General features: G+C 48.7%; 23 protein-coding genes and 1 pseudogene. 6 read left to right on the top strand and 18 right to left on the bottom strand.

The window, feature by feature from the left end; all coding sequences use genetic code 11:
* Positions 1-56: 56 nt before the first annotated feature.
* The 11 genes from P22_RS13015 to P22_RS13065 all read right to left on the bottom strand — a co-directional run bounded on the left by P22_RS13015 (position 57) and on the right by P22_RS13065 (position 13,316).
* A complete protein-coding gene (locus P22_RS13015) occupies positions 57-1,367 on the bottom strand; it encodes a methyl-accepting chemotaxis protein (RefSeq protein WP_054260679.1) in 1,311 nt (436 codons plus the stop codon).
* 169 nt (positions 1,368-1,536) lie between these two features.
* Complete coding sequence (locus P22_RS13020) at positions 1,537-2,097, bottom strand: UbiX family flavin prenyltransferase (protein WP_054260680.1); 561 nt, start codon at positions 2,095-2,097, stop codon at positions 1,537-1,539.
* A gap of 314 nt (positions 2,098-2,411) precedes the next feature.
* Positions 2,412-2,972: a gamma-glutamylcyclotransferase family protein gene (locus P22_RS13025; protein WP_156318956.1), complete on the bottom strand. Its 561-nt coding sequence runs from the start codon at positions 2,970-2,972 to the stop codon at positions 2,412-2,414.
* 433 nt (positions 2,973-3,405) lie between these two features.
* Positions 3,406-5,067 carry a ribonuclease J gene (locus P22_RS13030; RefSeq protein WP_373432678.1) on the bottom strand — a complete coding sequence of 554 codons (1,662 nt, stop codon included), beginning with the start codon at positions 5,065-5,067 and terminating at the stop codon, positions 3,406-3,408.
* A 123-nt stretch (positions 5,068-5,190) separates the two neighbouring features.
* Positions 5,191-6,387, bottom strand: coding sequence for an MFS transporter (locus P22_RS13035; RefSeq protein ID WP_054260682.1), 1,197 nt, complete (start codon positions 6,385-6,387; stop codon positions 5,191-5,193).
* A 143-nt stretch (positions 6,388-6,530) separates the two neighbouring features.
* On the bottom strand, positions 6,531-7,517 hold the full coding sequence (locus P22_RS13040; protein ID WP_054260683.1) for a 3'-5' exoribonuclease YhaM family protein: 987 nt from the start codon (positions 7,515-7,517) through the stop codon (positions 6,531-6,533).
* A gap of 160 nt (positions 7,518-7,677) precedes the next feature.
* On the bottom strand, positions 7,678-9,264 hold the full coding sequence (locus tag P22_RS13045) for a DUF4127 family protein (RefSeq protein WP_054260750.1): 1,587 nt from the start codon (positions 9,262-9,264) through the stop codon (positions 7,678-7,680).
* A gap of 63 nt (positions 9,265-9,327) precedes the next feature.
* Positions 9,328-9,528, bottom strand: coding sequence for a hypothetical protein (locus tag P22_RS13050; RefSeq protein ID WP_054260684.1), 201 nt, complete (start codon positions 9,526-9,528; stop codon positions 9,328-9,330).
* A gap of 35 nt (positions 9,529-9,563) precedes the next feature.
* Positions 9,564-11,204, bottom strand: a complete 1,641-nt coding sequence (gene hcp / locus P22_RS13055) for a hydroxylamine reductase (protein ID WP_054260685.1) — start codon at positions 11,202-11,204, stop codon at positions 9,564-9,566.
* 161 nt (positions 11,205-11,365) lie between these two features.
* Entirely contained in the window at positions 11,366-11,959 is a 594-nt protein-coding gene (gene rbr / locus P22_RS13060; RefSeq protein ID WP_054260686.1) for a rubrerythrin, read from the bottom strand.
* A 109-nt stretch (positions 11,960-12,068) separates the two neighbouring features.
* On the bottom strand, positions 12,069-13,316 hold the full coding sequence (locus P22_RS13065; RefSeq protein ID WP_054260687.1) for a GGDEF domain-containing protein: 1,248 nt from the start codon (positions 13,314-13,316) through the stop codon (positions 12,069-12,071).
* A 195-nt stretch (positions 13,317-13,511) separates the two neighbouring features.
* Here P22_RS13065 and P22_RS13070 point away from each other — a divergent pair, with 195 nt between their 5' ends.
* Positions 13,512-14,096: a YqaA family protein gene (locus P22_RS13070; protein ID WP_054260688.1), complete on the top strand. Its 585-nt coding sequence runs from the start codon at positions 13,512-13,514 to the stop codon at positions 14,094-14,096.
* A gap of 806 nt (positions 14,097-14,902) precedes the next feature.
* The gene (locus P22_RS13080) at positions 14,903-15,193 is read left to right on the top strand and encodes a helix-turn-helix domain-containing protein (protein WP_054260690.1); all 291 of its coding nucleotides are present in this window, start codon (positions 14,903-14,905) and stop codon (positions 15,191-15,193) included.
* Positions 15,194-15,361: 168 nt separating this feature from the next.
* Here P22_RS13080 and P22_RS13085 read toward each other — a convergent pair whose 3' ends face one another.
* Positions 15,362-15,970 carry a DUF421 domain-containing protein gene (locus tag P22_RS13085; protein WP_054260691.1) on the bottom strand — a complete coding sequence of 203 codons (609 nt, stop codon included), beginning with the start codon at positions 15,968-15,970 and terminating at the stop codon, positions 15,362-15,364.
* A gap of 154 nt (positions 15,971-16,124) precedes the next feature.
* Positions 16,125-16,559: pseudogene (gene msrB / locus P22_RS13090) on the bottom strand (peptide-methionine (R)-S-oxide reductase MsrB); the annotation flags it as partial.
* 275 nt (positions 16,560-16,834) lie between these two features.
* Here msrB and P22_RS13095 point away from each other — a divergent pair.
* Positions 16,835-17,434 carry a nitroreductase family protein gene (locus P22_RS13095; RefSeq protein ID WP_054260693.1) on the top strand — a complete coding sequence of 200 codons (600 nt, stop codon included), beginning with the start codon at positions 16,835-16,837 and terminating at the stop codon, positions 17,432-17,434.
* A gap of 40 nt (positions 17,435-17,474) precedes the next feature.
* On the opposite strand, the gene P22_RS13100 is transcribed toward P22_RS13095, so the two are convergent.
* Positions 17,475-18,416: a DMT family transporter gene (locus P22_RS13100; RefSeq protein WP_054260694.1), complete on the bottom strand. Its 942-nt coding sequence runs from the start codon at positions 18,414-18,416 to the stop codon at positions 17,475-17,477.
* A 106-nt stretch (positions 18,417-18,522) separates the two neighbouring features.
* Complete coding sequence (locus tag P22_RS13105; RefSeq protein ID WP_054260695.1) at positions 18,523-19,311, bottom strand: AraC family transcriptional regulator; 789 nt, start codon at positions 19,309-19,311, stop codon at positions 18,523-18,525.
* Between the two features lie 134 nt (positions 19,312-19,445).
* On the opposite strand from P22_RS13105, the gene P22_RS13110 reads away from it, so the two are divergent.
* Complete coding sequence (locus P22_RS13110) at positions 19,446-19,943, top strand: spore coat protein (RefSeq protein ID WP_054260696.1); 498 nt, start codon at positions 19,446-19,448, stop codon at positions 19,941-19,943.
* Between the two features lie 20 nt (positions 19,944-19,963).
* Complete coding sequence (locus P22_RS13115; RefSeq protein ID WP_054260697.1) at positions 19,964-20,155, top strand: H-type small acid-soluble spore protein; 192 nt, start codon at positions 19,964-19,966, stop codon at positions 20,153-20,155.
* A 52-nt stretch (positions 20,156-20,207) separates the two neighbouring features.
* Here the strand turns inward: P22_RS13115 and P22_RS13120 are convergent, their stop codons facing one another.
* The 3 genes from P22_RS13120 to P22_RS13130 form a co-directional block, all read right to left on the bottom strand.
* Complete coding sequence (locus P22_RS13120) at positions 20,208-20,882, bottom strand: superoxide dismutase (RefSeq protein ID WP_054260698.1); 675 nt, start codon at positions 20,880-20,882, stop codon at positions 20,208-20,210.
* A gap of 110 nt (positions 20,883-20,992) precedes the next feature.
* On the bottom strand, positions 20,993-21,448 hold the full coding sequence (locus tag P22_RS13125; protein ID WP_054260699.1) for a chemotaxis protein CheX: 456 nt from the start codon (positions 21,446-21,448) through the stop codon (positions 20,993-20,995).
* Between the two features lie 282 nt (positions 21,449-21,730).
* Complete coding sequence (locus tag P22_RS13130; protein ID WP_054260700.1) at positions 21,731-22,327, bottom strand: HD domain-containing protein; 597 nt, start codon at positions 22,325-22,327, stop codon at positions 21,731-21,733.
* Positions 22,328-22,738: 411 nt separating this feature from the next.
* Here P22_RS13130 and P22_RS13140 point away from each other — a divergent pair, with 411 nt between their 5' ends.
* Positions 22,739-24,799, top strand: a complete 2,061-nt coding sequence (locus tag P22_RS13140; RefSeq protein ID WP_156318950.1) for a sodium-translocating pyrophosphatase — start codon at positions 22,739-22,741, stop codon at positions 24,797-24,799.
* Positions 24,800-24,877 lie beyond the last annotated feature (78 nt).

Genomic DNA, 24,877 nt, shown 5'->3' on the forward strand with positions numbered 1-24,877 from the left:
TGTGCTGCTTTTATCATATTCCATGTTCCCTGCTTTTGTCAAACCGTACAAACGGCTCAGACACGGAATTTAGAAACCAGATTTTGCAAATCGGCTGCTAATTGTGCCAGGCTCTGACTGGCTGAAGCAATTTCCTGCATAGAAGCAGACTGCTCTTCCGTTGCTGCCGACACGCTTTGTGTCTCAGCAGAAGTACTGGCGCTGATTCTGGCAACATCCTGAATGCCTACGCCCATCTCTTCGCTGCCCACAGCCATCTTGGAAATGGAATCGGCAATTCCGTTGATCTGGTCGGAAACAACCACGATGGAATCCACAATTTTGCTGAAAGCCTCACCGGTGGCGTTTACCATGCTGATTCCCTGCTGAATGCCGGTTGCTCCGGCCTCCGTCGCCTTAACCGCCTGATCCATATTGACCTGGTTATGCTGAATCAGTGTACCGATTTGCTGTGCCGCCTGATTCGACTCTTCCGCCAGCTTGCGGACCTCCTCGGCCACAACGGCAAATCCCCGGCCGTGTTCTCCTGCCCGTGCAGCCTCAATAGCCGCATTCAGTGCCAGAAGATTCGTCTGACCGGCAATTGAAGAAATCAGTGTGACAATTTCACCAATTTCCCTCGAACCCTTCGTCAATTCCGCAATAGCCCGCTGAACGGCCTCCGAACCCTCCCCGATTACATTCATCTGTTCAATCGTTTTTTCCACCACCTGACGGCCCTGTTCAGCCTCGGCAGAGGTATTACGCGCAATTTCGGAAACCTTGCCGGCAACCGCAACGATTTCCTTGGTACTTTCCACCATGGCCTCCGCTATCATTGAGATATATTCCGCCGAATCGGCCTGCTGCTGGGTTCCCTGGGCAATTTCCGTAACGGAGCCCGCCACTTGGTTGGCCGCATCGGCCGACTGTTGGGCGCTGGCCGTCAACTCCTCGCTGGAAGCCGCTACCTGCTCGGACTGCGTCAATACCTGTCCCACCAAAGAATGCAGGGCCGCCCGCATATCACGCATGCCCTTAGCCAGCTGACCGATCTCATCCCCGGACTGTACTTTAGCCGGACGCTCGCGTAAATCTCCCTGCGTAATCAGCAGGCACTCATCCCGTAAGAGGGCAATCGGCGCAGCCAGCCGCTTGCTCATCACCGTAATATATACAACCACCAGCAGGAGCAGCACCACTGACGCAACCAGCAGTGAATTCGTCAGCGCAGCGATAGCGGCTGCCGCTTCGGCTTCAGGGATGCTGGTGGCGGTCAAAGCACTGCTGGACAGATAATAACCGATTCCTGTTAATAACCCGAACGAAATAATAAACACCGGTAAAAAAGCAAGTAAAAATCTGGTTCTTAAGGTAGTAGCATTCATAAATTGTCCCCCTGTCCCTTGGTATCCGGTAAATCTTTTATGATAAGGAATCATTCGACATGCTTCAACCATAATCCTTCCAGTCCGGACCATATTATGCCTGAATTGTCATAAATTTTGCAACTTTTACATTAGACAAAATACTTGCATCTTCGTTTTGCCGGATGCTTTACAAGCCGTTCCAGCGCCTATACAGCTGATTATCGATGCCAAACTGGTCCAACACCTTGCCAACCGTCTGATCCACAATATCCTGCACGGACTGCGGCTGATGATAAAAGGCCGGCATCGGCGGTAACAGCACCGCTCCCATTTCGGCCGCAGCCGTCATCAGGCGCAGATGCCCCAGATGCAGCGGTGTCTCCCGGGTCACCAGCACCAGTTTGCGTCCCTCTTTCAACGTAACATCCGCCGCTCTGGTCATCAAATTATGATCATAGGAATGCGCAATGGCCGACAAGGTCTTGATGCTGCAGGGAATGACCACCATCCCGGCCGTACGGAACGAACCGCTGGCAATCCGGGCACCAATGTCTTCATTTTGATAATGATAATCGGCCAGAGCCAGAACCTGACTGAGACTCCAGCGCATTTCCGCTGCCAGTGTTTTCACTGCCGGTTCGCTAATGACCAGGTGTGTCTCTATATCAGAAACAGCCTGCAGTGCCTGCAGCAGACGGACACCATAGATTACGCCTGTTGCACCGCTGATTCCCACAACTAGTTTCATAAGAATTCCTCCCGAAAGTACGGTTCATCGCTCGCGCGTCCGATTGCAAAATGAACTGCCGTCATCATTATACCGTTTCCCGCCCCCGGTATGCAAACCGAATTCTGTCATGCCCTCTATAAATCAGGATGATATTCGCTCACACAAAAAAGATTCTGCACCGGCTGACCGCTGCAGAATCTTTTTACTATGCTCCCCGGTATTCAACCGGATCGGATCAATATCAATGTTAGACTTAGAACAAGGAAAACATGCCCTGTTGCCGCGATACAAAAACAGCCGGCCTTGAAAAGACCGGCTATTCTCAACGCTTGTTATCCGGAGCACTCGCTGCAGTCGCCGCAGCCGCTGGCCCCGCCCGCGGCTCCTACCCGGTTGTAGGAAGGACGCCGTGGCACAGCATAAGAAGCAGGTTTGGCTGCCAATGTTTTCAGCCTGGCGACATACGCAGCAGGCAGCTTCTGTTCTTCCGCCCCCTTAACGATAAGTCCCAAATACTCCCGGCTGGGAATCTCCGGCGTACCCTGACGGGCTTTTCTGTAAAGGATTGCTGCGGTCAGCTTACCCTGCCCATCAATCACTTCCACCGGATAATGGAAATACTCGCCGGTCCCGTCGGCCCGGACATCTTCACAGTTGTCTAGACGATTCCAGTCGAATTCATCCAATTGATATAGCACACCCCATATGTCCGCAGACGCATCCTCCACTACGGTTTCCACCGCACCGTCCCAGGTTGTGGAATACCCGAAAAAATCCATACGGTATCCATTGAGCCGGGCAATGCCGAGCACCCGGGGGTCGGAACACTTTAAACGCATATACTCCGGATTGATATTTGATCCATAAGCAAAATATAAACGCATCTGATTCATGGCCGCCATCCTCTTCGCTCCCTTCCCTTTCTGAACCTGTTGCTATCTTTCCACACAAAATAGATTTTTCCTGTCGGGAACCGGCAACCGCCCTTTGCTTTTTTCTTAAACGCCCGGCTTTCACCGCCAAGCAGGCTGTTCTATCCTTGCCCCGGTCCGGAATCCCTCTTTCCTATATTATGTCTGGATTTTTATTTTGACTCATGTTACGCTAACTCAGGTATGATGGAAATAAGTCAGCAAACCATGAAGAGGGAAGCCTATGGTTATACCCTGGAAAGAGATTTCAAGGCAACACCAAAATTTATGGTTACGCCCATACACGCGGGTATAATGCCTATAAAGGTAAAAACTGGTCGGCAATCATCAACGAAACGATAGGATAAAACGGCGCCTAAACGAAAAAATTCAGCGCCGCTTTATTTCCAGCAGACTATACTTCCATAATGACCGGCAGGATCATCGGCCTGCGTCCGGTCTTCGCAACTAAGTACTTTGTCAGCGACTCCCGTATACTGGTCTTGAGCGGCATCCATTCTTTAACCGGACCATCCGCCAGATTATCCAATACAGCTTCTACCAGGGTCCTGGCCTCACTGATCAGAACATCCGCATCCCGTACGTAGACAAATCCGCGCGATACAATATCCGGGCCGTCCAGGACCTGACCGGTCTGCCTGTCCAGCGTGATCACAACAATAAGCACTCCGTCCTGTGACAATTGCCGCCGGTCGCGCATTACGATATTCCCCACATCGCCAATACCCAAACCGTCCACGAAAATCCTGCCGGCTGTTACCCTGCCGGCCAGCCTTCCGGTGCCGGCCGTAAATTCAAACACCTGGCCGTTTTCCCCGATAAAGATATTTTCTCCGGGTATGCCCACTTCAACGGCCAGTTTGCCGTGCTGAGTCAGCATACGATACTCACCGTGAACCGGAATAAAGAAAGCAGGCCGGACTAAATTTAAGATCAGTTTTAATTCCTCCTGACTGGCATGCCCGGAAACATGAATTCCGGCAGAACGGTCATAAACCACGTCCACCCCCAGCCGCAGCAACGCATCAACCGTTCTGCCGACAGAACGTTCGTTGCCGGGTATGGGAGTTGCGGCAATCAGCACGGTATCCCCATGGTGCAGTTCCATACTGCGATGATTTTGAAAAGCCAGACGGCTAAGTGCAGCCATTGGTTCCCCCTGACTGCCCGTCGTTAAAATCAGAATCTGATTATCCGGATAGCGGCCAATTTCTTCAATGCCAATAATCACGCCCTCCGGTATCGTCATATAACCCAGTTCGACTGCTTTGGTAATGACATTGACCATGCTCCGGCCCAGCAGCGCCACTTTGCGGCCATACTGGCAAGCCGAACTAACTGCCTGCTGCAGGCGCAGCACATTGGAAGCAAACGTAGTTAAAATAATCCTGCCTTTTGCTGAACGGAAGTATGCGTTTAATGCCTCCGTCACCGTGCGCTCGGACTTGGTATACCCCGGACGTTCGGCATTGGTACTGTCGGACAGGAGCAGCAGCACCCCCTGATCACCCAACTCGGCAAATTTATGAATGTCAATCATGTTGCCATCTACCGGAGTCTGATCAATTTTAAAATCTCCGGTATGGACAACCGTCCCCAGCGGTGTCTTAATATAAATGCCCATGGCATCGGCAATCGAATGATTCACCTGAATAAAGCCGATCTCAAACGCCCCCGCCGTAATGCAGCCGCCGGGCGAAACCGGGATTAAACGGCCGGCCGATACACGATGTTCCCGGAGGCGCCCTTCCACCAGACCGAGAGTAAGCCTGGAGCCATAGACAGGCACATCAGCCTGCTGCAAAAGATAGAAAAGAGAACCAATATGATCCTCATGTCCGTGCGTCAAAACAACGGCACGGATTTTATCTTTATTCTCAACCAAATAGGTCATGTCCGGAATGACTAAATCAATCCCCAGCATATCCTCTTCGGGAAAAGCCATGCCGGAATCAAGTACGACAATATCATCGCCATAGCGGAAAACCGTCATATTCTTGCCAATCTCCCCCAGTCCGCCCAGGGGGATGACTAATAATTTTTCATCGCTATTCAAAATGTACCTCCCGTGATTATATAAAAGAAGCCCGTCCGGCCGCCTATATGACTCTGGCGTTATCCGTTCACAATCCACCCGTTAACTATTTAATACCGTCCCTTTAGCAAGAAAAAAGCCGCCTCAGTCCGCATGACGGCTTATCAGCTTGCCTTGAAAATAATTGACGCTGACAAACAAGCCCACCAGCAGCAGCAAACTGCCGGTGATCAGAAATACCGGGCGGATACCGATCCACGAACTGATCATACCGCCAATCAATGGTCCCGCCATGGATCCCAATTGGTTGGCCGTTGTCGTCAAGCCAAAAACCCGCCCCTGAAAACGGGCATCATTAGAAGATACGGCAATGGTATTAATCGCCGGATACACACCGACAATAAACAAACCAAACAAAAACTGCAGCAGGCTGAAGCGGTAAATATCACTCACCAAAAACTGTCCCACGGTGAAAACTCCCGCTCCGGAAAACGCAATGATCAGGATTTTAAAAAACCCCCGGTTTTGCCCGATTTTACCCCACAAAGGGGCGGCAATAGCCCCGGCAATACCCGCCAGGCTGTAGATGACCCCCGCAGCCAGTACCGCTCCGGTTCTCTGCCCTTGCAATTCGGCAACATACAGCGTAATCAGCGGCTGCAAAATCATAATAGCGGCCTGAACGATAAATAGCAACAGCAGCATTTCCACTAATCTGCGGTTTTGAAACGCCAGCTTTACATCTTCCAGAATACTTCCCTCGGCGGCAGCCGCCACCGGTGCCGGTTCTTTAACCAGGGCCCTTACGGCCATGGTTCCCAAAAATATGGCAATGCCGGAAATAACAAAAGACAGCCGCATTCCAAACAAATGGGACAACACGCCTCCGGCCAGCGGTCCTAAAATACCGCCGATTAATAGCGCCGTCTGCATCAACCCCAGGCTAAACCCCATTTTTTCCTGAGGAGCGGAAGAAGCCACAATCGCCATGGAAGCCGGAACAAAACCGTTGGCAAAGCCCTGCAGCACTCTCATAATTAGCAATTCAAAAGGCGTCCTGACTACGGCCCCCAACAGATACACCACGGCCAGACTGAATCCGGCCCGCATAACCATCCGCCGCTTGCCGGACTTATCGGCACGCCGCCCCCAGTAGGGCGCCAGAATGGCAGCCACAAAAAAAGTTGCGGCAAAGACAACACCCGACCACATATTCACCGCCGCCGGACTTACTCCCAAATCCAAAAGATAAAGCGGTAAAAACGGTATTACCATAGTATAGCTTGAACTAGACAACATCGCACCAAAAGCCAGCACTCCAAGATTTTTACGCCAATCCACAACGAACCCTCCAACGTTTCCCAAACCTACCCGTATTTACTCATTATACCGCCGCTTATCAAAAAATCGCAATGCCCGGTTCGCAAAAAGAAGACCTTAATCCCTGAGCCGTCGGGGATTATAGGCCTTCTTGAAGCCACTGCTTACCGATTATGCTCCTGAGCCGGTTTCTCACGTTCGGCAAAAGTTGCCTTATACAGCTTCCGGTTCTGCAGCAGCCAGACCTTATCGGAAAAGCTGCCGGCCTTCGTATTGTCGAGAACTTTGTTCATATCATACATCCGGGCATCAATGATGTCCAGATAATGCAGCACTTCGGCTTCCGGTATCATCGGCCGCTTGGGGCTGCCAAACTCCGGTTCATAATGATGCGACAAAATCATATGCTGCAGCAACAGGGAAATTTCGCCGTCAGCACCGATTTTTTTTGCTGTCTGGTCAATGAGCTTGATGCCCTGCACAATATGGCCCAACAATTCGCCTTCCGGCGTGTATTCGGATACAATCCCCAGTTCTCCCGCCTTCATCTCGTCCAGTTTGGCGATATCATGGAGAATGACTCCGGCATATAGCAAATCCCGGTTAATTCCGGGGTAAACCTGGGTAATTTTTTCGCCAAGCTGCAGCATGGTCAGAATATGAAACAGCAGGCCGGAACGCACGGCATGATGATTCTGTTTGGCCGCCGGATAAATAAGCAGTTTATCCTTCTTATTTTCGATAATCGTGCTTACAATTTTATGCAGATCACTATGTTGAATGGCTGCTATGTATTGCAGCAATTCCTGGTACATGCCTTCCGCCTCACGGGGCGCAACAGGCACAAACTCCGCAATATACAGGCCGTCTTCCGGTGCAGAAAGCCTGATCTTCTCAATTTTCAGCTGCAGCCTGCTCTGCCATTCAAAAATGGTCCCCCTGACTTTAACAAGGATTTGCTGACGGAACCGGCTTTCGTCTTCCGGTTTGCAGTCCCACAGTTTGGCATTGATCTCCCCGCTTTGGTCAGCCAAAGTCAAATCTAAATAACGTTTATTATTATTTGATGTTTTACAATCTACCGATTTAATCAGAAAAAAATTTTGTACACTGTCTCCGGGTTTCATCTCGCTGATTTTCTTATTCTCCATAACTCTCTCCCACTATTGTCCATTACATGCTAACGCCTGCCCCAGATGCGGCCAGCCGTTTTAAGAATTATTTTCTAGAGAAAAGCCTAAAATCCTTCTTAATCTTCAGGCAAAGCAAGGCTCCAGCAGGAAAAGCAGGCGGTCTTTTTTGCCGGCTATATTATTTGCCCACTTTTACATCCAGCTCAAACATGCGGTTCCAGGGAAAGGCTACCTGAATATCGTCAGGATCAAGCCATAGGTAGCTGCGGCAGAAGAGCTGCAGCCTATGTTCCACCCGGTTCGCGATCTGCGGGGCCAGCCAATTTAAATAATCCGCCTTCCCTTGATTGGGATACAGCACTTCCAGGCAGATTTCCTTTCTGACATTGGCCTGATACGCCCAGTCATCCAAATAACGCACCGCCAGCAGCCGTTTACGGTCTTTGTCGGTCATCGCAGGTGCCAGCATTCCCTGCCCGATCGCATACCCCAAAGTATTGCTTGCCGTATTCCAGCCGGAATAAGCAGCAACTTTATCGAGCAGGCGGCGTGTAAACATGCCCTGCAGCAGGGAATTATCGGCGCCATTGGCAAAAGCGATATCCGCTACAGCTACCGGAATGCCCGCACTAACCGTCTGTTCGACCAGTGTAAGCAGTTGCCCGGTGCTCTCCCTGTTTATGATATAATTAGAAAAATCATCGGCCTCTTCCGTTCTTCCTGATAACGGCGTATTTACCGCCAGTACCAGATCAGCCTCCTGTGGCTCCTGAATAATAACGCCGCCGGCGGCAATAATATGCTCCGCCACCGTCCGGCCAACAGGCTGGTCCTCATAACTGGCAACAGTCCCGGGCCCTGCCCCCGCGGCGTACAGGATTTTAACTGCCGGCCTCTTTCCTGACAGTTGGTTGCAGGCCCGGGTCAATAGGATCATCCCCAATTGATCGGCCCCCGGAAAGGAAGCATACTTTTCGGACGGCAGCGCAGCCGCAAGCTGCGCCAGCTGGCGCCATTCCCTGTGTGACTGGGAAAATGGGGCGGCATCATCCCGCCCTAAGATAAGGTAGTCTACGGCCTCCTGCCCGACTAACCCGATTAATTCGGCGTTAATCCGGTAATTCTTAGTGCGGCGGCTCAACCAATCGTTCAAATGGGCTTCGGAAATCACGGTTTGCAGTTGTGTCAGCCTGTTTTGCTTGTCCGGTGTCAGCTGGCGGCATTGCGCTTCATCCTGCAGCGCAGTCAGCCAAAAAATATGATTGCCTTCCTGTTCATAATAAGACGGTTCCATCCCGCCGCTGCTTCGCTGGGGTGATCGCATAACAGTGGCAAAAACAAAAATAGGAATGTGAGGATTTTCTTTCTTCAGCTGCCGGAAAGACTGCAAACGTTCTTCCAAACCGTAAATGGGTATATTATGGGTACGGGAATTCACTAACCCGCCATAAAGCAGCGTATCTGCCGATAACACCAGGGCATCAGCCTGCGGGGCACATTGCCGGACCCATTGCCACAGCACCTCCGGCCGCCCCTCATGACCGCGCCCTGCCAAAAACTCCACCGGCGGTAGAATAATCTCGTAATTTGCCGCCTTGACCGTCTCCACCACATACTGCAGCGAGACCGGCCGGTCATCTGCCGGAACATACAAAATGGTTTTTGCAGAGGCCACGGCAGGTACCAGAATCAATAACAAACTCAGCATGACGATTTTATAACCGGCTCGTTTCGACCAAGCAGGCGGCTTTATTACCTGCTTCATTTTCAAGCAACCACCACCCCGGCCTATATCAAGTTTTTTTATAATGTCCAAAATATAGGCCAATCATACAGGCAGTCCAGGGTAAAACTGGGCGCGGTGCACGACGATAAGGGACGAGCAGCCACTCGTCCCCAAACTAAAGACCGAAGACACTTCCACCGTCCCCGCGTCTTCGATGGAAATTCGATAAGAAATTCCAGGTAGTTCTATAATGACAACAGACGGCTCCCGGCTTACGCCGGTTGCCGTCTGTTGTTGTATCATAGGGTTCCCCTGGCACGGCAGCCCCCATCCAAAAGCTACGCCATAAATCGTTCCAGGTCGTCCGCCACGCTGCCAACACCGCCGATTCCGAAATTGTCCACCAGCACTTTTGCTACATTCGGTGATAAAAAGCCCGGTAACGTCGGCCCTAAGTGAATATTTTTAACCCCTAAATGGAGCAATGCCAGCAAAACGATAACCGCCTTTTGTTCATACCAGGCAATATTGTAGGCAATGGGCAGTTGATTCACATCTTCAAGCCCAAAAACCTCTTTTAATTTCAGTGCAATCACTGCCAGCGAATAGGAGTCGTTGCATTGTCCGGCATCCAATACGCGGGGAATACCGCCGATGTCGCCAAGTTCCAATTTGTTGTAACGGTATTTGGCACAGCCGGCCGTCAGAATCACCGTATCCTGCGGCAGCGCCTTGGCAAACTCACTGTAGTAACCCCTGCTTTTCATGCGCCCGTCACAACCGGCCATAACAAAAAACTTCTTAATGGCACCTGCTTTTACAGCCTCAATCACTTTGTCTGCCAGACTTAATACCTGATGGTGCGCAAAACCGCCGACGATTTCACCCTGTTCCAGAGCAACCGGAGGTTTGCATTGTTTGGCGTGGTTAATGATTGGCGAAAAATCCTTTGCCCTTCCGTCCACCCGGTCGGGAATCCGCTTTACGCCGTCAAATCCGACCACTCCGGTAACATACACCCGGTCCCGATAGCTTGCTTTCGGAGTGATCAGACAATTCGTTGTCATTAAAATCGGTCCGTTAAAAGTCTCAAACTCTTTATCCTGCAGCCACCAGGCATTGCCGTAATTACCTACGAAATGGTCATATTTCTTAAACGCCGGATAATAATGGGCAGGAAGCATTTCCCCATGGGTATACACATCTACTCCGGTACCCTTTGTCTGTTCCAGCAGTTCCGCCAAATCCTTCAGATCATGACCGCTGATTAAAATGGCCGGATTATTCCGCACTCCAATATTAACTTTGGTAATTTCAGGGTTGCCGTAAGTGGTGGTATTGGCCCGGTCCAAGAGAGCCATAACCTCTACACCGAATTTACCGCATTCCAGCACCAGGGCCACCAGTTCATCAACACCCAATTGATCGTCGGTCGTGGCCTCCAGCGCCTGCTGCATAAAGGCAAACAAATTTTCATCCTGATACCCCAGCGTAAACGCATGTTCCGCATACGCCGCCATTCCTTTTACGCCATAAATCAGCAGTTCCCGCAGCGAACGTACATCTTCATTTTCGGTTGTCAAAATGCCGACCGTGGTGGCCTTAACATCAAAATCTTCCGGCGCAGCCGACCATACGGCGCTGTCATGGGCCGCTTCAAAAGCAAGCCCTGCCTTGGCCAGATCTGCTTTAACCGCATCGCGGACAGCCAGCGCCTGCTGAATCCTGTCGACAAAATATTGCCGGTCAAAATTCGCATTGGTAATGGTGGCAAATAAAGACTCCATGACAAACCGGTCAACTTTCGGTTTGGCCAAGCCGGCCTGTCTGGCACGAATATGATATATGGAAATACCTTTTAATGTATAGATCAACAAATCCTGCAAATTGGCAACATCCGCCGTTTTTCCGCAAACACCGCGCAGTGTGCAGCCTGTCCCCTTGGCGGTTTCCTGACATTGATAGCAAAACATTCCCATGAAAATAATCCTCCTCTATTTATCGTTTTCCCTAAATCCGGGTTGTATAGGATTATCATATAGGAAACCGTAAGGATGCGCTGTGACATAAGTCACAATGCCGGCTTTTTATGCAAAAAGATGTTACGCTAACAATATGGCCGCCGACTTATTCTTTTTCATTAATATGTTTCTACAAACACCTCAAAATAAGCTTTCGGATGAACACATGCCGGGCAGACTTCCGGAGCCGCATCCCCTTCATGTATGTATCCACAGTTACCACATTTCCAGAAAACCTTGCCATCCTTCTTGAAGACTTTGCCTGTGGCAATGTTTTCTGCCAGTTTATTGAACCTGGTTTCATGCCGCACTTCAGCCGAGGCAATCATTCTATAGGCGGCGGCAATTTCCGGAAATCCCTCTTTTGCAGCCACTCTGGCAAATTCCGGGTATAATTCGGACCATTCTTCATTTTCACCGCTGGCAGCCGCTTTCAGATTGTCCAGTGTAGTTCCCTGGGCTACCGGATAGGAAGCCGTGATTTCCAGCATGGCAGGCAGTTCCTCCTTCAGTCCTTCCAGCAGGAATTTGTAAAACCGCTTACCATGCTCTTTTTCGTTTTCCGCGGTTTCAATAAAAATATTTTTGATCTGCTTATAACCTTCTTTATCGGCAACCGAGGCATAATAAGTATACCGGGTGCGGGCCTGGGATTCTCCCGCAAAAGATTTTAATAAATTTTCTGCAGTCTTCGTTCCTTTTAAACTTTTCACAAGATCCTCTCCTTTATATTGATATGTTAGCATAACACCGCAAAACAACAGATAACAATTATCCGTTGATGTTATTTGTTATTTAATGTCAATTACCTGTCAACCCCTTTTACGCACTAATACAGTTACGCCCCTTCTCTTTCGCCTGGTACAGAGCCGAATCAGCCAGTTTAATTACTTCCCCGGGATTTTTGGCTTTACGCCCGGCTTCAGCCACACCAATACTGACGGTGACACTAAGTTGTTTGCCTCTGGTTTTACCGGAAGAACGCACGGTAAGCTTGCTGGTCTCAATGGTTTTACGCAATTCTTCCAAAGACGCCATGGCTTCCTCCATGCTTTTTCCCGAAAATAGTATGGTAAATTCCTCACCGCCATAGCGAAACGCCCTGCCGGTCTTAAACTGTCTCATAATCCCGGCAATGAACCGCAGCACGTCATCCCCGGCATCATGGCCGTAGGTGTCATTGAATTTCTTAAAAAAATCAACATCCAGCATGGCAATAATATAATGCCCATCCAGACACAACATGGCTTCATTAAGCGACCGGCGTGACGGCAGGCCGGTCAGTTCATCCAAATAAGCCTTAAAATAGTAATCCTGAATAACGGATATGATAATAATCAGACCGGCTGCAGTATAAAAAAACGCAACAGCACCCGGAACGGGATAGGCATGCTGTGCCCAGGCCACGGCCAGCAGAAAGCTCAGGGTAGTGATTTTAAAATGAGTATTCATTTTCCGGCGCCGCACGGCAAGAAAAATAAAGGTCAGGAAAAAGCCCAAAACAGCCGTATCCGGGAGCGGGGTGGGCAGCCGAAAAGAAAAATCAATCCAACCGGCAGCCAACGCCCCAAGCAGCGCAGCATCACCGGTTAGCAGAGGCATCAACAGCACCGCACCTTCCAGCGCCAGCAGAGTAAAACATTGTTTTCCCCGGCGGGATGTTATCCCGTACTCGGAAATATAGGAAAAAAAGAAAATATTAAGAGGCAGAAACACGCTCACTGCCGCATAGGTATTTTTGCCTGCCAAAGAACCAAAAGGAAGATAGGCCAGCACCAGTTGGCTCAGTAGCAGCGTAAGCAAAAGAAAAAAAGCACGGCTCCTGTTAAAAGCAAAGGTAATCACGCTTCCAAAAGCCAGCATCATATAGGATACAGCCGATAAAGAAGACAATACATTCGAAGGCAAGGCACCCCATTGTGTAAACAGGCCGCCGGCAACCAGCAGGATACCGGCCGGTGTGTTCCGCAAAGCAGCCAGAAGATAATTCAGCACGGTTACAGCTATTTTTTTTACAACCGGCTGCCAGAATGCGGTTTTGTCTTTTTTGGTCCTGCGGATCTTTTTCATCTCATACCTCCCCAAGATCAGAAAGACTACCGTCAAGAATTATTATAGTCATATTCGCCAATATCCGACCTTTACCTGCAAATTCTCCGGTTTCAGCACAAAATCCTCTGGCTATGCAAAAAATAACCAATTTGTGTTATAATCAAAAAGCAATCGCAACACCCGTTTTGTGAACAATCCAAGAAAGGAACTGTTATGGATCAAATTTTACAGTTTTTAGAAGGTTATGGTATTTGGGGACTTTTTCTCCTATCGTTCCTTGAATCTTTTATCTCCCCCATTTTACCCGATGTTATGCTCATCCCCATGGTACTGGCCGAACCCTCTCAGGCCCTTTACTATTCGACTGTCGCCACCGCCGCATCAGTCGGCGGCGGCTTTATCGGCTACGGTATCGGCAGCCGGTTTGGCACGCTGGCTCTGCACAAGTTCGTACCGCCGCGCCATAGCAAAAAAATCGAAAACTGGTTTACTAAATATGGCGGCTGGGCCATCTTTTTAGCATCACTCGCCCCCATTCCCTATAAGTTTGTCTCCATCTCAGCGGGCACTTTTCGCACCAATCTCCTGGTTTTCTTTCTTGCTTCCATTTTAGGCAGGGGGAAACGATTTCTGCTCATCGGCATCATTGTCCATTATCTGGGTCCGGAGGCTTTGCAGCTATTCCAACAAATACCCACTCACTGGATTCTGGCAGGCATTGCCCTGTGTGCCGCTGTCGTGGCACTGTATTATTATTATAAAAAACAAAAAAATATCCCTGAAAAGCAACCCGATTAACAGAAAGGAAGGTACGCAAAACGAAAGTTTCAACTACCTTCCCTTCGCCTATCGAGTACGTATCATGGCAGTAAAGCAGCGTCGCAATCGTCACAACCGTCTATCGGCCGTCCAATAACATAAGTAGAGATAACGTATATATAAGGCAGTTGCCTTATATATACGTTATCTCTACTTCATACACACCGATGCTATAATAGTCACAATAATAGCGGGATGGATTGAGTATCCGGATAGTTCCTGAAACGAAGCAGAAGGCCGAACAGTCTTTCTCTGCACTTAAAGATAGCCCTAATAACCGGTACGGCCTGCCGTTTGAATGAAACTACCGCATTATATGCGGAAACACCCGCCGCCAAAGCCAATGAACCGGCTAATAGCGGCAAAGGTTTTGCTGTGACCGGAAGGTTGAAAACCCGGAATCGATTCCAGGGTAAAACGCCGTAAGAAAATACCTCTTTTGCTTCTCTCTATTTGAGAAGATAATTACGGGGTATTTTTTCATTTTCAAATGCAACCTCGACATCTTTGATATATTCAAAGTCAAATATTCCCCCGTCATTATTTGCCGAATAAAGCGATTTATCATCGACCAGTAAAAAATAACTCTTGTCCTCTCCACTGTAAAGCACTTTGCATGTTAACGATTTTAGCTCGACACACTCATAGATCTTTTCTTTAAGTTTAAAAATAATCAGGAATAATCCCTCCTTACCTGAACAAAGTAGATTTTCAGTAATGCAAATCCAATTATAATACTTACTTATAGCATGCGTCAACAAGTTACCCTTATAGGGGGGGATTATATGTACGATTTCGGAATGAGATTAAGAAAATTACGGGAAGATAAGAAATTAACACAGATACAGGTGGCCAAGCGCTTAAACCTGCATAAATCCAGTATATATGGCTATGAAAACAATATCAGAACACCCTCTTTAGAGGTACTTAGCCAATTGGCCTTGTTCTACGGCGTAACGACCGATTATCTGCTTGGCCATGAAAATAGGCGTATTATTTGTGTTGACGGTCTTACAGAAAGGCAAATGGAAATTATAAATATATTACTGCTGGAGTTCAAGCAGGGAAAAGCTTAAAATTGTCTAGGTTTCATAAAATAAAACTGGCCGTTTCTCGGCCAGTTTTATTTTATGACTGTCGATTAATCATCGACATAGGTTGAAGCAAGATCGACGGTTAATCGACAGTCTGAGAGAGGCACCTAAACGGAGCTTTTATGCACCGCCCTTTTTCCTCTCCCCAAATCAATCCCGCCGCTTTCTTTCAACTGTCGCAACCTTATGGAAAACGTTATCGCCAAAATCAGGTTCCCGTGGCTTCTGCTTATTCCGCTGCTGCTCCGGCTCTACCAGGTTTTCCGCCAAGGATTGCACCACACTTAGCAGATATTCATAGTCTCTTTTGTTTACTGTTTGAAATTCTTCTTTCACTAAAAAACCAAACTGCCCGTTAGGTTCAATAGTACCCCACTCTACCTCCTCGGCACTGGCTATGCCTGCCTGGCGCAGTTCCATCTCCAGCTGTTGTACAGTCACCCGTACCCGTTTTAAATTGTCCCACCGTATGTTTCCGTCTTCAATTAACAGCACCGGTTCACCTGTAAAGATTTTCTTCAAGAGAGGAATCCGGATTTCCAAATATTCGATAAGGACCAGTGTCAATACGGCTATGGTAACTACCGCAAAAGTGCCGCTCAATTCCCTGCCGACAAGAGGCTCAATCAGCACAGTTCCCACCGCCAGCATAACCACCGTTTGGGCAACAGTCATCTGCGACAGTGATTTACGTCCGGCAACGCGCAAAATCAATGTGCCGTAAAGAATGGTCAAAATGGTTTTCCATGACAAATCCATTCCAACGTCCTCCTTCACTTTGCTTACAATAGTATGCCGCGCTGCCGCCAGAATCTATCCTGCCGCAATCATACCGAAGAGGCAGCCAACAGCCGGCTGCCTCTTCTGCTGTCTTGGGTTCCGTACATAAACTGTCTATTGCCGCTTAGTCCGATTAAACACCAGGCCGTTCTTCCTTTTCAGTAAATAAAGCCCTATACTCCCCATATCCCTCTGCCTCCAGTTTGGCCAGCGGGATAAACCGCAGCGCCGCTGAATTGATGCAATAGCGCAGACCTGTCGGTTCCGGTCCGTCCGGAAACACATGCCCCAGATGGGAATTAGCTTTTTTGCTGCGCACTTCGGTGCGGAGCATAAAATGACTGCGGTCTTCCCGTTTTACCAGTCGCTGCGCCGCCAGTGGTTTGGAGAAACTCGGCCAGCCGCAGCCGGAATCAAATTTATCCAGCGAACTAAACAAGGGCTCGCCGGATACAACATCAACATAAATACCCGCTTCCCGATGATTCCAGTATTCATTTTGAAAAGGCGGTTCGGTAGCACTGTTCTGAGTCACTTCATACTGTATCTTGGTAAGCTTTTGACGCAGTTTTTCCTTCTTTTCCCTGTCCCCGTCTTCTTTTTCCATAGCAACACCCCCGCAGAAAATACTACTCTTATTATACCACAGCCTTTTATAAAACCATTCGTTACTAATTCACTATAAGATAATTATTATTAATTAATAAATGCACTTGATATTTTATGAAATAACTGGTAAAATATTAAACAACAAGATAATTATAAGCCTGCGTCAGGCTTCAGTATATACATACAAAACCGAGTATACTAATGTATATCCAAATGACAGGAGGAAGACAAAGTATGGATAAAAATTTTTCGACCGCTGTGAAAGACAGAAGAACATTTTACAGTATAGGCAAAGACGTAGCCATTACCGATATACGCATCCAGGAAATCATTCATGAAGCGGTAAAGCATGCCCCTTCCGCTTTTAATTCCCAAAGTGCCCGCGTTATTCTTCTCTTAGGCGGCCAGCATGACCAATTATGGGATATTACCAAAGAAACGTTAAGAAAGGTGGTACCGGCCGATAAATTTGGACCGACGGAAGAAAAGATCAATTCTTTCCGCCGCGGCTATGGTTCGGTGCTCTTCTTTGAGGATACCGCAGTAGTGGAAAGCCTGCAAAAACAATTTCCGCTGTACAAAGATAACTTCCCCATATGGTCGCAGCAGTCATCCGGCATGCTGCAGTACATCATCTGGACAGCGTTGGAAATTGACGGTTTGGGAGTTTCTCTGCAGCATTACAACCCCTTGATCGATAACGAAGTTAAGCAAACCTGGAACATCCCCGACAACTGGAAGCTAATTGCTCAAATGCCGTTCGGTAAACCCACAGCAAAACCCGACGCCAAGGAGTTTAGCCCGTTGGAAGACCGCATAAAAATTTATAAGTAAGAAAGGACCTGATCTCCCTGTGAGATCAGGTCCTTTATGTTTATCTTGCTGCCCGCGCCAGTGTTTTTCGCTGCTCCAGATTAGCCAGCAAAATAGCCAGCAGCGTTAGCAGTCCGCCTACAAGCTGGCTGGGAAAAACCCGCTCGCCTAATACCAGGTACCCGCTTACGACGCCGACAACAGGAATTACATTCAGATAAAGGGTGGTAATGGCGACATCCAGTCTCTTCAAGACATAAATGTATAAAACATAGCAGATCACCGAACAAAAAACAGCCAAAAATACCACATGGCATAAGGCCAGCAGGGAAAATGGCTGCCAGTCTTTGTATTCGGTCAACGATAAGGGAATAAGACACAGAGTGCCGAAAAAAGTCTGATAGGTCGTCAACACTACGCCGGAATACCTGCCCTGTAGCGATTTATTCAACAGGGTATATACCGCCCAGGATAACATAGCTCCTACAATCAGTAAATTCCCCTGAAAATTGGTGGAATTAAAATCCAGTTCGCCATTGGCCGTAACCGACAAGTAACTGCCGGCAATTCCAATAAACACACCGCATAATTTAACCGCGGATATTCTACTGCGAAAAACCAGTACATCCAGACCAATCGTAATGATCGGTACAAGCGCAACGATTAGCGAGGCATTGGCCGCCGTCGACAGTCTGACTCCCATGTTTTCAAAGTAGAAGTATAGAGTAATGCCAAAAATACCGCCTAACACCATACGCGGTATATCGCTCCTGGCTAATGAGGCGTCCGGCTCGAGACGCCTCATGGCTACCCACAGCAGCAGCGATGCCATAGTAAACCGCAGCAAAGCCATAGTAACGGGCGGTATCTCACTTACGGCTATTTTAATGCTGATAAAGGAAACTCCCCAGAATAACGCTACGATACTCATGACCACATTGGCGATCAATATTTCATTTTTCCGGCAGTTTAGCCACTGCCCCGGTTTTACGGCCTGTTTCATTGTCACAACTCCTATCGATGTCCATATCTCACCATTATAGTCTGCCGGTCCCTGTCTGTATTGTAAAAAATTGCTGTTACGCAAGGATATCATCAATAAAAACGTCCTAGGACAGTTGCTGGTACTTGTCCGGTGTAGTGCCGGTATAACTTTTAAAAGCCTTGTTAAAATGACTTTGGTCATAGAAGCCGGCCTCATAGGCAACAGCGGCCGCCGCCCGCTGTTTGCGCAGTTCCTGTTTGGCATAGTTAATCCGCAGCAGCAGTTGGTAAGCATGCGGCGGAATATAAAACTGCCGTTTAAACATCCGGAGCAGGTAGAACTTATTTAACCCCGCTACGCTTTCCAACTCCGCCAGCGTAATCTTTTCCAAAAAATGCTCTTGAATATAGGCTTGGATTACTTTCATTTTTTTCTGCTCATTTGGCAACAGCCGCCTTTCCTGGCCGCTGTTTTGCAGCACTTCGGCAAACAATGACAACATACTCGTTTCTCTCGCCAGCGTATCGGCCGGGCATTGAAAATTTGCCAATAAACGGTTGATTCTGGTGAGGCTTTTTGCCTCTGAAACAACTCTTACCAGCGGCTGTACCGGCCTGTCCTGCAGATTGCGTTCAAACCAGCCGGCCTGTACAAACAGCATACGATATCGCCATGGACGCCCGCTTTCCGGATTGCAGGCATGAACCACATTCGGCGGAATCAGCACCAGATTGTTTTTCTCCACCGGCACAGTGCGCTCTTCAACCCACAGCAACGTTTTACCCTGATCGATAATCCCGAGGGAATATTCTTCATGTATATGTTTTTTATAAGAAAGTTCATTAACGGAATGACATCGTTTAAATTCAAATAACGGTAGCCCTTCATCCCGGTAAAAATGTACACTGCCCACAGGCATCACCCTTTATACTATACCACGCCGGCTTTTAAAATCACACTATTTTCGTCCGGCTTCCGCGTTAGCTGCCTCGCATATTTATTACGGTTTAGGGTAAGCTATAGTAAAATCACTAGGGAGGAAACTACATGGCACTGCAATTGACCCAAAAAGAAAAACAATTACTGCAGGACCAAATAACCCATGAAGAAGTCTGTATAAAAAAATACCAGCAGGGTGCCCAGCAAGCCAGCGATCCGAAACTGAAACAATTATTTCAATCCTACGCCCAGCAGGAACAGCAGCATTTGACAACCATTAACTCCATACTCAGCGGTCGGGTGCCGCTAATGAACCAAAGCGGGCAACAGGGGCAGCAGGCACAATCGCAGCAAAGCGCAACACAAAACAAGGCATCCGCACAAGCTTCCGGTTCTTCGCCGGCAGCCAGTCAGGCCGATGCCGCATTATGCCAGGATATGCTGATGACCGAAAAATACGTTTCCGGCGCCTATGATACCGCTATTTTTGAATTCACCGATACCAATGTCCGTCAGGCATTAAACCACATTCAAAAAGAGGAGCAGGAACACGGCGAGGGGATTTCCAGCTACCTGCAGAGCAACGGTATGTACAACGTCCAGTAATAAACAGGAGGTCATGTGCTTTGGATGCTAACCGCGCTGAACAAATTATGAACTCTCCCGCTATTATCGGCGTTCAATACCGGAATAATGATGTCTGGATTGAAGATGTCGATAAGGAGACCAATACGGCTCATGTAACCTATTTGGAAAAACGCAATACCCTGCACGTCAGTATCGACCAGCTCATCGAAACCGGGCCGGTAAAACAGTAAAAAGGCATATCGCACTACAACCAGGTAGGAGACAACCCACCTGGTTGTTTTTTCAGGTCCGTACGACAGAAGCCAGTAAAGGCAGTTTTCCCTCCATCGCCAGCCTCAAGCGGCATTCAACCTCATCCCAGTTAATAATATCCACCAAAGAACGGACATACCTTTCCCGGTTGTTCTGATAATCCAGATAATAGGCATGTTCCCAGGCATCCAGGACCAGGATGGGAATGGAGCCCCACTGGGTCAGGTTTTGGTGCTTTTCGGCATTTAAAATCTCCAAAGCATTCCAGGCTGGATTCCAGACGAGGATTCCCCAGCCTGATGCTTCCACTTTGATGGTTGCCTGGATCAGTTGTTCCATAAAAGCATCAAAGTGTTTAAACCGGCTGGTAATCTTTTTAAGAGTCAGCGGTCCGGGTTCGCTCTCCAGACCGCAGGGAGCCAGTATCGTCCAGTATATGCTGTGCAATATATGCCCGGAACCCTGAAAAGCCAATTCATTTTCCCAATATTTAATATAAGAATAATCATTTTGCTGTCTGGCTTCCGCCAATTTAATTTCCGCCTGATTTAACCCTTCCACATAAGCCAAATGATGCCGGTCGTGATGAATTCTGAGCGTTTCTTCACTAATGACCGGGACCAGGGCATCATAGGGATAAGGCAGCGGCGGCAGGCGATGCCTGCCAATCGGAACACGTTTGCCGGTTGTTTGATCTAGGGGCACGTTGTAACAACCTCCTCATCGTCAGTGTAGCAGCACTTTACTATTAGGTTATTACCGGACCCGGGTATTGGTTACAAAAAAAAGAAAGCCGCCTGCGGCTGCTTTCGCGCTTAGTTTACCCCTATGCCAATTTGAAAAGGTTGATTATCGGCCAGCATTTCAAATACGATACAACTGCCGTTGCAAACCTTAAACTGTGAAGTAGACTGTGACAACGCCGGCGGAGCCAGTTGAATCGCCATTCCTTCATTATTTAAAGCGTTGGCGGCATTGGCGGCAACCATATTCGCCATTTCACAAAGGGCACTTTGCGCCATGGAATCCAATTGATTCACAGCAGCCCCCATCATAATCGTAGAAGATAATCCCCTGGCCGCTTCCACGGTCATATTGAAAACAACATTGCCGGTGACCTGATTGGCCAAACCTACATTAATGGTAACGCCTAACGCCTCAATATATTGATCCTTGGGAAAAACCTTGGTCCGTTCCACGGTTTTAAACCCCAGTTGCGGTAATACGCTTGATATAGCGGCAATAAACGGATTCACAAAACTTGCGTCCATACATCGTTCTCCTTCCCCGGCGTGTTACATAGTGCCATATTAATATTTTCGTAAATAATTTAGTAACTATTAATGAGACTGGAAGTATATTTATATAGTACCCAGGTCCTAAAGATCAGCCCTGACAAGCAGAATTAAGGCCCGTAATCTTTTTATACGTAAAAATTACGGGCCTCTGCATGGTATGGTCTCCGGAATAACGGACGACAGCTGGAACAGCAGGTTTCAGGAAATAAAATTATCGCACTATCCTGGAATCAGTTGAATTGATCCGGATAGATATCAGCGGCGCAAAATTCCCCTGGTCACCGCATCCTCAACAATATGCCGAACATATTCCCACAAAGCCGGTGCAGTTTTCTCCAGAACGGCATAACGCTCATAGACCTTAGCGCTGGTCACACCCGGCTTTTGCCAGGTATGGCCGGCAGTATGCATATTCAGCAACAGCGGTTCCAGCCGGTCAAGACACGCGGCAAAACGGGCTTCGGACGTTGCCATTTCCTCAAATTCATCCCATAATTCCCGTATCTCCCGGCTTTGATCGGCAGGCAAAAGCTGAAACAACCGTTCGGCTGCCTTTAATTCCCTCTCCCGTTTATCCAGGTTGGCCTTTTCGTCATAGCAGAAAGTATCCCCGGCGTCGATTTCCACCAGATCGTGGATAAGGACCATCTTTATCACTTTGAGAACATCCAATGCAGCCGCCGTTACCGCATATTCGGACAACAAGACCGCCATAACAGCTAAATGCCAGGAATGTTCCGCGTCATTTTCATTCCGCTTGGCCCCGGTGATTACGCTTTGCCGGAGCACCTGTTTCAATTTATCGATCTCCACAATAAATTCCATTTGTTTGTTCAAGCGCTCGCTTATCAATTAAAATCGCCATCCTTGTATCCTTTTTAACCTGTTTCTTAAATTAAAATACCGCCTTCGGGCGCAAAATCCTGCTATGTGAAAACAAGTATTATTTTTACCGCAGGACATTAGCCATACTGTGCGGACTGCTTAACGATGCCGTCGAACAAAATCTCGTTGAAGCCTGAGGCCATTTTAATTTTATTTGGATTTTCTATCATAATCAGGAAAAAATCCACATAGTATTTATAAGCCCCCAATTTTTGAATTATATTGATTCTTCCATCTTTTGGTTTATAATAAAAGTATGCACATTTGTTCATTTTGGCAAAGTAAACTAACTCTACTCAGACTGCTGTATCTTTACATCGCATACACCGGACAATGCTCCCTGTATGATAAATACATCGCAAAAAGGAGTGGTAATCAGTGGATTTGTCATTTATGATTCCGTTGTCGGGAGGAGTGACCGTCCTGGTCATTCTGTACCTTATCCGCTATGTTTTTAAAGCGGACCGGGGTGATGAGACCATGCAGGAAATCGCCCTGGCAATCCGTCAAGGCGCCATGGCGTTTCTTAAACGGCAATACAGCACCATCGCTATCATGACGGTTATTGTTGCCATCCTGCTGAGTTTGTTGAGTAAGGACGGGGTACATACCCCCCTGGCTTTCGTAATTGGAGCGGCCTGCTCGGCCATAGCCGGGTTCATCGGCATGTATGTGTCGGTTAACGCCAACTTGCGGACCGCTTCGGCTGCCAGAAGCAGCCTGAACGAGGCGCTCAAAATCTCTTTCCGCGGCGGTTCGGTGACCGGCCTGGCGGTAACCGCCCTGAGCCTTTTGGGGGTGGCCGGTTTGTTTTACGGGTTCAACGGTTTCAATAACCCGCAGGAGGCACCGCTTTTGATCGTAGGCTTCGGTTTCGGGGCCAGCTTTGTCGCTTTGTTCGCCCAACTGGGCGGCGGCATTTATACCAAGGCTGCCGATGTGGGTGCCGATCTGGTCGGCAAGGTGGAAGCCGGGATTCCTGAGGATGATCCGCGCAATCCGGCGGTGATTGCCGACCTGGTGGGCGATAATGTCGGTGACTGCGCCGGACGTGGGGCCGACTTGTTTGAATCCACGGCGGCGGAAAATATCGGGGCGATGATTCTGGGGATTGCTCTTTTCCCGGCCTTTGGCGTCAACGGCATTTTGTTTCCGCTGGTGGCCCGTGCCTTTGGCCTGCTGGCCTCCATTGTCGGTATTTTCTGCGTGCGGACAACCGATGCCGGGACAAAGGACTCCAACCCTATGGCGGCTTTAAATCTCGGTTATGCAGTCACCAGTATTTTATCTATTATTGCCATGTACTTTGTAACCGACCAAATGATTAATATAAAGGGCAGTGGCCTGTATTTCTTTGCCTGCGCCGTCATCGGCATCATTACCAGTTATTTGTTCGTGTTGGTAACCCAGTATTATACCGATCTGAAATACCGCCCGGTCAGGGAAATCGCCCGTTCCTGCCAGACCGGACCGGCCACGACCATTATTACCGGATTTTCCGTCGGCCTGGAGAGCGTGGTCGCTCCGGTCATCATCATCTCCGCCGCCCTGCTTTCCTCTCATTACCTCGGTGCCGCCAGCGGCCTTGCCGGCGGCGGTGTATATGGCACGGCGGTAGCCACCATGGGGATGCTGTCGACCTGCGCGTTTATTCTGGCGATGGATACTTTTGGCCCTATTACCGATAATGCCGGCGGTATTGTGGAAATGTCCCGGCAGCCGGCCAAGGTGCGCTTTATTACCGATCTTCTGGACGGCTGCGGCAACACCACCAAGGCTATTACGAAAGGGTACGCCATCGGCAGTGCGGCGTTAGCCACTTTTCTGTTGTTTGCCGCCTATCTGGATGAAGTCCAACTGCTGGACAAATCCTTTAACCGTATTGTGGATATCGGCAAACCGGAAGTGTTTGTCGGCGGCTTTTTGGGGGCCATGCTGGTCTTCCTCTTTACTTCGACGGCCATCAGGGCGGTCAGCAATGCGGCGCAGTATGTCATTAAGGAGGTGCGCCGTCAGTTTGCCGATATACCGGGCATTATGGAGGGAACGGCCAAACCCGATTATGCCACCTGTGTCGATATTGTTACGCGGGGGGCGTTAAAGCAGATGGTTCTGCCGGGCATTATTGTCGTGGTTGTCCCCATCCTGGTCGGTATACTCCTGAAGGCGGAGGCTGCGGCTTCCTTGCTGATGATTGCCACGATAACCGGGATTCTCATGGCACTGTTGCTGAATAACGGCGGCGGCGCCTGGGACAACGCTAAAAAATGCATTGAGCTTAGCGGGTTATATGCCGGGAAAAATTCGGAGGCCCATAAGGCCAGCATTGTCGGCGATACGGTCGGTGATCCGTTTAAGGACACCGCAGGCCCTTCGCTGCACGTACTGATTAAACTGCTTAGTACCATTACTCTGGTACTGGCCGCCTTTTTTGTCTAAAACAAAAAAATCATCCTGATAAAAAACAGGTGCTGTTCGCTTTGCGCATAACAGCACCTGTTTCTTTACTGTAACCTG

This window comes from Propionispora sp. 2/2-37, assembly GCF_001298735.1.
Lineage (GTDB): Bacteria > Bacillota > Negativicutes > Propionisporales > Propionisporaceae > Propionispora.

Coding starts and splice junctions, on each gene's coding strand:
- P22_RS13050 (WP_054260684.1), bottom strand. CDS start 9,528: ATGATACAACAACAGACGGCAACCGGCGTAAGCCGGGAGCCGTCTGTT.
- P22_RS13045 (WP_054260750.1), bottom strand. CDS start 9,264: ATGAAGCAGGTAATAAAGCCGCCTGCTTGGTCGAAACGAGCCGGTTAT.
- P22_RS13085 (WP_054260691.1), bottom strand. CDS start 15,970: ATGGATTTGTCATGGAAAACCATTTTGACCATTCTTTACGGCACATTG.
- hcp (WP_054260685.1), bottom strand. CDS start 11,204: ATGGGAATGTTTTGCTATCAATGTCAGGAAACCGCCAAGGGGACAGGC.
- P22_RS13125 (WP_054260699.1), bottom strand. CDS start 21,448: ATGGACGCAAGTTTTGTGAATCCGTTTATTGCCGCTATATCAAGCGTA.
- P22_RS13040 (WP_054260683.1), bottom strand. CDS start 7,517: ATGGAGAATAAGAAAATCAGCGAGATGAAACCCGGAGACAGTGTACAA.
- P22_RS13015 (WP_054260679.1), bottom strand. CDS start 1,367: ATGAATGCTACTACCTTAAGAACCAGATTTTTACTTGCTTTTTTACCG.
- P22_RS13110 (WP_054260696.1), top strand. CDS start 19,446: ATGGCACTGCAATTGACCCAAAAAGAAAAACAATTACTGCAGGACCAA.
- P22_RS13070 (WP_054260688.1), top strand. CDS start 13,512: ATGGATCAAATTTTACAGTTTTTAGAAGGTTATGGTATTTGGGGACTT.
- P22_RS13095 (WP_054260693.1), top strand. CDS start 16,835: ATGGATAAAAATTTTTCGACCGCTGTGAAAGACAGAAGAACATTTTAC.
- P22_RS13080 (WP_054260690.1), top strand. CDS start 14,903: ATGTACGATTTCGGAATGAGATTAAGAAAATTACGGGAAGATAAGAAA.
- P22_RS13100 (WP_054260694.1), bottom strand. CDS start 18,416: ATGAAACAGGCCGTAAAACCGGGGCAGTGGCTAAACTGCCGGAAAAAT.
- P22_RS13065 (WP_054260687.1), bottom strand. CDS start 13,316: ATGAAAAAGATCCGCAGGACCAAAAAAGACAAAACCGCATTCTGGCAG.
- P22_RS13025 (WP_156318956.1), bottom strand. CDS start 2,972: ATGAATCAGATGCGTTTATATTTTGCTTATGGATCAAATATCAATCCG.
- P22_RS13020 (WP_054260680.1), bottom strand. CDS start 2,097: ATGAAACTAGTTGTGGGAATCAGCGGTGCAACAGGCGTAATCTATGGT.